The sequence below is a fragment of the Effusibacillus sp. SKA8 genome, from assembly GCF_058273125.1.
This window is the reverse complement of the sequence record NZ_JBZCSF010000008.1, coordinates 130253-136946: the sequence shown is the minus strand read 5'-3', so window position 1 is coordinate 136946 and position 6694 is coordinate 130253. Positions and strand designations below refer to the sequence as shown.

Annotated in this window: 7 protein-coding genes and 1 riboswitch; of the genes, 4 read left to right on the top strand and 3 right to left on the bottom strand. The window is 54.9% G+C overall.

What is annotated here, in order from left to right:
* Positions 1 to 109 precede the first annotated feature (109 nt).
* Together moaC and moaA are read right to left on the bottom strand one after the other, a co-directional pair.
* On the bottom strand, positions 110 to 601 hold the full coding sequence (gene moaC, locus AC4ED1_RS08805) for a cyclic pyranopterin monophosphate synthase MoaC (protein WP_490937699.1): 492 nt from the start codon (positions 599 to 601) through the stop codon (positions 110 to 112).
* Positions 602 to 642: 41 nt separating this feature from the next.
* A complete protein-coding gene (moaA, locus tag AC4ED1_RS08800) occupies positions 643 to 1677 on the bottom strand; it encodes a GTP 3',8-cyclase MoaA (RefSeq protein WP_490937697.1) in 1035 nt (344 codons plus the stop codon).
* Positions 1671 to 1801, bottom strand: a riboswitch (molybdenum cofactor riboswitch). (Overlaps the previous gene by 7 nt.)
* A 65-nt stretch (positions 1802 to 1866) precedes the next feature.
* Between moaA and AC4ED1_RS08795 the strand changes: the two genes are divergently transcribed.
* The 4 genes from AC4ED1_RS08795 to AC4ED1_RS08780 all read left to right on the top strand — a co-directional run bounded on the left by AC4ED1_RS08795 (position 1867) and on the right by AC4ED1_RS08780 (position 5361).
* Positions 1867 to 2568, top strand: a complete 702-nt coding sequence (locus AC4ED1_RS08795; RefSeq protein WP_490937695.1) for a molybdenum cofactor biosynthesis protein — start codon at positions 1867 to 1869, stop codon at positions 2566 to 2568.
* Positions 2569 to 2617: 49 nt separating this feature from the next.
* Entirely contained in the window at positions 2618 to 3643 is a 1026-nt protein-coding gene (locus AC4ED1_RS08790; protein ID WP_490937693.1) for a ThiF family adenylyltransferase, read from the top strand.
* 113 nt (positions 3644 to 3756) lie between these two features.
* Entirely contained in the window at positions 3757 to 4203 is a 447-nt protein-coding gene (locus AC4ED1_RS08785; protein ID WP_490937691.1) for a hypothetical protein, read from the top strand.
* A 60-nt stretch (positions 4204 to 4263) separates the two neighbouring features.
* Positions 4264 to 5361 (top strand): methyl-accepting chemotaxis protein, encoded by a 1098-nt coding sequence (locus AC4ED1_RS08780; RefSeq protein WP_490937689.1) that lies wholly within the window; start codon positions 4264 to 4266, stop codon positions 5359 to 5361.
* A gap of 51 nt (positions 5362 to 5412) precedes the next feature.
* Here the strand turns inward: AC4ED1_RS08780 and AC4ED1_RS08775 are convergent, their stop codons facing one another.
* A complete protein-coding gene (locus AC4ED1_RS08775) occupies positions 5413 to 6624 on the bottom strand; it encodes an MFS transporter (RefSeq protein ID WP_490937688.1) in 1212 nt (403 codons plus the stop codon).
* Positions 6625 to 6694 lie beyond the last annotated feature (70 nt).

Here is a 6694-nt window from a genome sequence, read left to right as displayed (position 1 = left end):
TTGTGTTTTAGCCACTCCCCATCCCGTTCCCTGAGATATGTGCATAGTCAAAACATCTGTTTTGAAAACTTTGTACACAGCTTCTGAAAAAAGGATTTCAACTTTATTGTCAGAAAATGTCGCCACGCCGCACGTAATCCCCGCTCTTGCCCCCGGTTTTTTCAAGCAGGCAGACCGTCGAGATGATCATGCCTTTGTCGATCGCCTTGCACATGTCATACACCGTCAAGGCAGCCACCGAAACGGCTGTCAAGGCCTCCATCTCGACTCCGGTCACGCCGGAAACTTTCGCAGTTCCGTAGATGTCGAGCGCGTTTTCTTCCGGACGCTCCTCAAACCGGATGTCAACCTTTGTCAGCGGCAGGGGATGGCACATCGGGATGAGGTCGGACGTTTTCTTGGCCGCCATGATGCCTGCCACCTGGGCGACTCCCAGCACGTCCCCTTTCGCCATTTTTCCTTCCTTGATCCGCTGCAAGGTTTCCGGCTGCATCAAAACACGCGCGTACGCTACCGCCGTGCGCCGGGTTGCCGCCTTATCGGTGACGTCGACCATGTGTGCGCGCCCTTGTTCGTTAAAATGGGTCAAATCCTTGTTCATTGGATGTTTCTCCTTGTCGTGTCGGCTCCCCGTCCCCATGCTTACCCGCCGATTTGAGACATCCGGCGAACCGTCGGCTGATGGCTCAATTCCTCGCGGAACAGGACTTTTGCCATTTCATGGTTCTCCGGCTTTATGTCAAGCGCCCGGAAAAACAGGTCTTCAAGCGCTTGCTCGTCACCGACGTAATTCCGGACGTTGAATTCGTCCTGCCAGAACAGACAGGGCTTGATGTTGCCGTCGGCCGTCAACCGTAAGCGGTTACAGTTCTCGCAGAAATGATCGCTGACCGGATGGATCAAGCCGATTGCTCCTTTCGCTCCCGGCAGCTTGAAATATTCCGCCGGACCGTTGCCGAATACCGCTGCCGCCGGTTGGGGCGGCAATCCCAGCGCTTTGCAGCGCTCTTTCACATAATCCAGCGGCAGATAGAGTTCCCGCCAACCGTCATCGTCATGACCGATCGGCATATATTCGATAAAACGGATGCATATGTCCCGTTCCATTGTCATCCGCAGGAAATCGTCAACTTCGTCGTCGTTAAATCCCTTCATCAGCACCACATTCAATTTGATCGGGTAAAATCCGACGCGAAACGCGGCCTCGATCCCGGCAAGAACCTTGCTGACGTCGCCGCCCCGGGTGATTTTTCCGAACCTCTCCTGTTTCATCGAATCAAGGGAAATGTTGACGCGGGTGATGCCCGCCTTTTTCAAAGCTTCCACTTTGGGGGCGAGGAAAATTCCGTTTGTGGTCAGGGCGATATCTTCAATGCCGGGAACGGCGGACAAACGTGCGACCAGTTCCTCCACATTCGGGCGGACGAGCGGCTCCCCGCCCGTCAACCGCAGACGCCGCACTCCGAGTTTGGCGGCGACGCGAACAACCGACTCGATCTCGTCAAACGTGAGGTGTTTGTCGTTCTCCATGAATTTCATGCCCTCCGCCGGCATGCAATAGACACAGCGCAGGTTGCATCTGTCAGTCAACGAAATGCGAAGATAATCATGCGTTCTCCCGAACTTGTCGGTCAGTGTCCGGTTCCCGGTGAAAGGGACCATCGCCAAAGGCTCCATTTTTTAACTCTCCTTTCCAAATCGGGAGGATGCAGCGTTTCCCCTGCATCCCTATCGACCCAGCTTCCATGACGGGAGCCGAACCACCCGTTTTAGGAAAAAGGGTTCGGAGATCTATTGCCGATATTATACCATACCCGATTGGAACTCGTCTGCCAGTATGTTATGTTTTTAATGAGGTGATGAACAGTGTCGCACAAAGTTCGTTTCTTTGCGGGTGTCGCGGAACTGGCAGGATGCCGTGAATGTACGGTCGATTTGCCGGAGGGAGCGACGGTTGCCGATCTGCTTGCGCGGCTGCAGGCCGCTTTTCCGCAGGCGGCGGATCTCTTTGCCAGGAGCTTTTTCTCGGTCAATCAGGAATATGCCGATTTGTCGGTCGTCATCAAAAAAGGCGACGAGCTGGCCGTCATTCCGCCCGTGTCCGGAGGTTCCGGCGCCGATCCGAAGTTTGAAGTGACAGCCGAATCGCTGTCTGTCGACGCGGTGATCAAAAAAGTGTCAAATCCGTATGCCGGTGCGATCGTGACGTTTGTCGGAACCGTTCGCGAGTTTACCCACGGACAGCGCACCGTATTGCTGGAATATGAAGCGTACCCGGAAATGGCCGTTAAAAAAATGGCGGAAATCGCCGCCGAAATCGAAGCTAAATGGCCGGGAACGCAGGCTGCGATGTCGCACCGGATCGGCAAACTCGACATCGAGGAAGCGTCCGTCGTGATCGCGGTGGCAACCCCCCATCGCGCCGCCGCCTTTGAAGCGGGACGCTACGCGATCGAACGGTTGAAGCAAATCGTCCCGATCTGGAAAAAAGAGGTTTGGGAAGACGGATCGGAGTGGAAAGGCCATCAGCAGGGCCCCTGGAATCCGTTTGTCAATCCTTTGGAATAAACAACTAAAGAGCAACTAAAGAGTTTGCGACCTGTGGAGGCTGTTCACTATGGATCGGACACGTTATTCAAGACAAATTTTGTTCGCCCCCATCGGGGAGGCGGGCCAACGGAAACTGTTGGCAAGCCGGGTGGCAGTTGTCGGAATGGGGGCGCTGGGAACGGTGCTGGCGAACCATATGGTGCGGGCGGGAGTCGGTTTTGTCCGCCTGATCGACAGAGACTTTGTGGAGCCGAGCAATTTGCAGCGGCAGATGCTGTATGACGAGAACGACGCCGAACAAGGGCTCCCCAAAGCGGCCGCCGCAGCCGAGAAACTGCGGCGGATCAATTCCGGCGTTGCCGTGGAACCGGTTATCGCGGACCTGACCTGGCAAAACGCGGAGAAACTTTTATCCGACGCCGATTTGGTGCTGGACGGCACCGACAATTTCCAGGTCCGCTTTCTTGTCAACGATGTCTGTGTCAAACACAACATCCCGTGGGTGTACGGCGGCGGCGTCAGCGCACACGGAATGACCGTAACGATTCGCCCCGGCGTCACCCCTTGCCTGCGCTGCCTGTTCGAATCCGCTCCGCCGCCGGGAGCCGCGCAAACCTGTGACACCGCAGGCGTGATCGGGCCGTTGATCCATATTGTCGCTTCTTTTCAAGCGGTTGAAGCCATGAAAATCCTGGTCGGAGACGCGGATGCCCTGCGCCCGACCCTGCTGAACGTTTCCATCTGGGATCATTATCTGACGGAGATCCATGTCGCCAACTCCAGACGGCCGGACTGTCCCTGCTGCGGCAAACGGCAATTTGACTATTTGCAGCCCTGTTCCGGAACGGAACCCGTCAGCCTCTGCGGGCGGGACACGGTTCAAATCTCGCCGGTCGCAGACATGAAGCTCGATCTCGATACCTTGGAGCACAGGCTGTCTTTGCTGGGAACGGTTGAACGAAACAAATTTTTGCTTCGCTTTCAGACAGGCGGCCAGCGGCTGGTGGTTTTTCCGGACGGCCGGGTGCTGGTTCAGGGGACGAACGATCCGGCGCTGGCCAGAACCCTCTACGCAAAATATATCGGGATGTAAAAGCCGGAAGGAAGGATTTTTTTTCATTTCTGAGAATTAAAAAAAGAAAAAAGAAAAATAGAACAAAGAAGAGCAAAGAAAAATCAAGGTGGCTTAAATGGGGGGCGGATTATGTGAAAATCAACGCAAAACTTGAGAGGAGAGCCTTAACCAAAATTCAAAAAATCGCAAAGGAAATTGAAAGTAGGCTGGCCGGCCGTTCGCTGGAAGAAGCGACTCCCGAATTGAGAACACTTTTCGATCGGCTTCTGGAGGGGGATGAATATATCGTTCTCGCCACGCGGGAAGGACTCGGCGTCCTCCACACCAACCGCCTGCGGGAAGGGAATCTGTTTAACGATCCGGTCGGTTTGAAGGCGGCGCAGACAATGGAACCGCTTGTCCAAATTTATCCGCGCAACACCGGCGAAGTGTTGGTTGACGCTGCCGCACCCATCCGGATCAACGGCAAACCGGTCTACAGCGTGCGGCTGGGGGTTGTCGTTCCCTCCCTCTCGTTCGGCTGGAAGCTTCTCGCAGCCACTCTCTTGCCGACCGCGATCGCCGTGATCGGGGTGTGAACAAGCGATTTTGCAGCGGCGCGGGCCATTTTTACCGGATTGTCCGTTGGTCTTGCCGTTTTGACAGGCTGGCTGTCCTTCCGCACCTTTCTTTCAAACTGGAAACATTGGATCGCCGTCACAAAATCGATCTCTTCCGGCAAGCTGAAAGCGCGGGCACAGACAAAACGCCGGGACGAATTGGGACAAATCTCCTTTGAAATCAACAAAATGGCGATCGGGATGCATGACATCATCGGAGAACTCCGCAAAGCTTCCCGTTCCACCCAGGACATAAGCGCCAAACAATTGGAGATGGTGCGCGACCTTTTGGCCGCTTCTCAACACTTGTCCGCCAGCCTGCAGCAGATCAGCAGCGGTTCCACCGAACAATCCCAATTGGTGCAGGAAACGGAAACGATTCTGAAACAGATCAACGATAAAATCCGCAAGGCAGGCAGCGACCTGCAAGCTACAAGCAAGCTCTCACAGGAGGCGGAAAGTTCCGCCCAGAGCGGCATGGAAAAAACGAACCATCTGCAGGCGCAGATGCAGCGCATCCAACGAGCCAGCATCACGGCGGAGTCCTCGATGCAGGAACTTGAAAAACAGGCGGCGGGTATCGAACAAATGATTCGCGACATTCAGGAAATTGCGGAACAAACCAATCTGTTGGCGTTAAACGCCGCAATCGAGGCGGCAAGAGCCGGCGAGGAAGGAAGAGGTTTCGCCGTCGTGGCCGATGAAGTGCGCAAACTCGCCTCCCGTTCCGACGAAGTGGCGTCCCAGGTGATGCAGCTTGCGGGCAACATCAGCCAAAAATCGAATGAGGCGGCCACCGTTGTCAAAAAAGAACGGCAAGAAGTTGACCAAGGGCTTGAGTTGGTCCGCGAACTGCAATCGCTGATCCAAACCCTGACGGAAAAATCGTCCATCACCGCTTCCCATACCATCCAAAACGCGAAAGTCATGGCGGAAGTGCTGCAGGACGTCGATTATATCGAGGCTCGCATTGAAAAAGTGCGGGAAATTTCCCATTCTTTCTCCTCTTCGGCGCAAGAAGTCGCCGCTTCGGGCGAAATGCAGCACAACGCGACGGAACAAGTGGCCGATCAGGCAAACCTTCTGCGGGAAGTATCGGACAAAATCCATCACATATCGGAACGGTTCGAACTGTAAAACCATGATTCGTAACAAGAGCACTCCTGCGGAGTGCTCTTGTCGATTTTATTATGAGCGTCGGACAACCTTCCCGGCTTCCGGCTGCGGATGATGCGTCCAAATCCAGAGCGCGGCGATGACAAACATCCCCATCGTCACCAAAAAGGTGGACTGCAGCCCGATGGCGCCCGACAACCAGCCGCCCGCCAATGGCCCCGCCACTGTACCAAGGAGCGTCATGCCGGTGGTGACGCCAAACGCCATCCCTCGCTTCTCTTCCGTCACAAACCGAGAGATGAGGGCGTTGCTCGTCGGCATCAACCCTCCGATAAACAACCCGGCGGCTATCCGCATGACTGCAAAAGCGAGAATTGTAGTGGTCAAGGCCGTAAGCCCGAACATCACGGCGGTTCCAAGCGATAACGCGATTAAAACCGTCCGGTGACCCACCCGGTCGCCAAGCCGTCCTGCTGTGATCGAAGAAACGGATGCCGCCGCCCCGGACAGCGCCAAAATGACACCCGTCCAGGTGGCGACATAAGACTCCTGACCGGCCAGCGCTTTGATGTAAAGCGGCACAATCGGCGCAACCACCATCATGCCAAATTGAATCAGGAAGTTGATGAACGCCATCGGCAAGAGTCCCGGGATATGGGTTACGGCCGATAGGCTCTTCAGGAAAGAATCGGTCTTTTTGCCGGCCGCTTGGCTGCGTGGCGGTTCCTTGACTTGAAAGTGAACGATCAGCAAAGATGCAAAACTGATCAAGCCCATAAAGAAAAAAGGAAAGCGGTAACTGACCGTATCAGCCAACACCCCGCCCAAAAAAGGTCCTGTTGCGGTGCCGACAATCGTTGCGGTCTGGTAAATGCCGAGCGCCACCCCCGTTTTTTCTTTCGGCGGCAGCGATGTTACAAGAGCGATGGCGGCAGATTGAAATCCGCCAAGCATCCCTTGTAAAATCCGCAGTCCAACCAACTGGTAGACATCTGTCACAAACCCCATCGCAATCACGACGAAAATATTGCTGAGCAAAACGCGTTCCACCATCAGCTTGCGGCCGTGTTTGTCGCCGAGATTTCCCCATGCCGGCCCCAAAAGCGCGGCAAACAGCGGGGCGGCCGCCATCAAAATCCCGGACCAGATCGCGACTTCATGCGTTTCCGTGATTCCCAGATGCGGCAGATACAAAGGGATAAACGAGAAGATAAAACTCAAACTGATGCCTGCCCCAAATTGTACAAAGCACATCATGTACAGGTTGCGTTTCCAAGTCTCCAAACCAAGCCATCTCCAATTGCTGTCAGTACTTGCCTCCATTGTATAAGGAAAACTTGCCATTCGCCAAGTC

Coding starts and splice junctions, on each gene's coding strand:
- moaC (WP_490937699.1), bottom strand. CDS start 601: ATGAACAAGGATTTGACCCATTTTAACGAACAAGGGCGCGCACACATG.
- moaA (WP_490937697.1), bottom strand. CDS start 1,677: ATGGAGCCTTTGGCGATGGTCCCTTTCACCGGGAACCGGACACTGACC.
- AC4ED1_RS08790 (WP_490937693.1), top strand. CDS start 2,618: ATGGATCGGACACGTTATTCAAGACAAATTTTGTTCGCCCCCATCGGG.